2 protein-coding genes are annotated in these 1,510 nt (G+C 70.8%); both read left to right on the top strand.

Going from position 1 to position 1,510, the window contains the following annotated elements; translation table 11 throughout:
* On the top strand, positions 1 to 789 hold a 789-nt coding region (locus RMO30_RS05670; protein WP_309710596.1), incomplete at its 5' end, for a molybdopterin dinucleotide binding domain-containing protein.
* The coding region (locus tag RMO30_RS05665; RefSeq protein WP_309710590.1) for an FAD-dependent oxidoreductase at positions 782 to 1,510 on the top strand (729 nt) is incomplete at its 3' end. The genes RMO30_RS05670 and RMO30_RS05665, both read left to right, overlap by 8 nt.

Below are 1,510 nucleotides of genomic sequence, written 5' to 3'. Positions count from 1 at the left end.
GAGACGGCGCAGCTCGCCGACGTCGTGCTCCCGGTTCCCCAGTGGGCCGAGGAGGAGGGCACGATGACCTCCCTCGAGGGTCGGGTGCTGCGCCGCAGGCGGGCGATCGATCCGCCTTCGGGTGTGCGCGACGAACTGTGGATCCTCAGCGAACTCGCGCGGCGACTCGACGCGCCCGGGCGGTTCGACCTCGACGCGGAATCCGTGTTCGACGAGTTGTGTCGGGCGACTGCGGGCGGCACTGCCGACTATTCGGGGATCAGCTACCCGCTGCTCGATTCCGGGGCAGCCGTTCACTGGCCGTATCCGGCTGGGAGCACCGGCACGCCGCGACTGTTCCGCGACCGCTTCGCGCACGACGACGGCCTCGCGCGGCTCGTGAGCGTTCGGCCTGCATCGGAGCCGGGGCCCGCGGGCGTCGACGGCACCTTGACCCTCATCACCGGACGCTTGCTCGAGCACTACCAGTCGGGAACTCAGACGCGACGGGTGGCCGAACTCGCGGATGTGCATCCGCACGCCGAGGCACAACTCCATCCGGTCGCCGCCGAACGGCTCGGCCTGACCGACGGTGACCTGGCCGAGTTGACCAGCGCGAGCGGCGCAGTGCGTGCTCTCGTGCGACTGAGCCCCGACATCCGTCATGACACGGTCTTCCTGCCCTTCCACTACCCCGATCTGGAGACCGCGAATCTGGTGACCCGGTCCGATACCGACCCCATCTCGGGCATGCCCGAGTTCAAGCGCACCGTCGTGCAGATGCGACTCGTGGAGGCCCGGGATGCCTGAACGCATCGTGCTCGTCGGCTTCGGCCCCGTCGGCGCTCGGTTCGCCGAAGAGCTGCTCCCGCTGGTCAACAGCGGCGCTGTCGCGCTGACAATCGTCGGAGCCGAAGAGGACGACGCGTACAACCGCGTGCTGGTCTCTGAGTTCGCCGTCGGGTTGGTCGACCGGGCGTCCCTCACCGTGTGCGCCGCCGACGACCTGCGGGCCGCAGGGGTCGTCGTGTTGACCGGGATGACCGTGCGTGCCCTGCTGCGTTCGAGAAACACCGTGCGCCTCGCGGACGGAACCGAACTGCCCTACGACCGGCTCGTGCTCGCGACCGGGGCGCGAGCGTTCGTGCCTACCCTCGACGGCGTGCGCCGCATCCGGCGCGACGGGCTGATTCCCGCGGAGGATGCCCGCGACCTCGACTCTGCCGGCGTGGCGTTCCCGGGCGGCGTGACGGTACTCCGCGACTTGGCCGACGCCGAGCTGGTGCGCGCCACGGTCGAGGCCGGCGGGCGAATCGTCGTTCTCGGTGCCGGCGTTCTCGGCATGGAGTTCGCGCTCGCCGCCGTCTCCCGGGGCGCGGAGGCGTGCGTTGTCCATCACGGCGCCGTGCCGATGGAGCGGCAACTCGATCGCGGCGCGGGCACGGTGCTCGCCGCTGCCGCGCGACGAGCCGGGGTCGCCACGATCGCTCACACCCGCGCCGAGTCGGTGCTGCTCGCACACGACGACAAC

The sequence above is a fragment of the Pseudolysinimonas sp. genome (genome assembly GCF_031389465.1).
In the GTDB taxonomy this organism is placed as follows: domain Bacteria; phylum Actinomycetota; class Actinomycetes; order Actinomycetales; family Microbacteriaceae; genus Pseudolysinimonas_A.
This window is presented reverse-complemented; position numbering and strand designations above follow the sequence as displayed.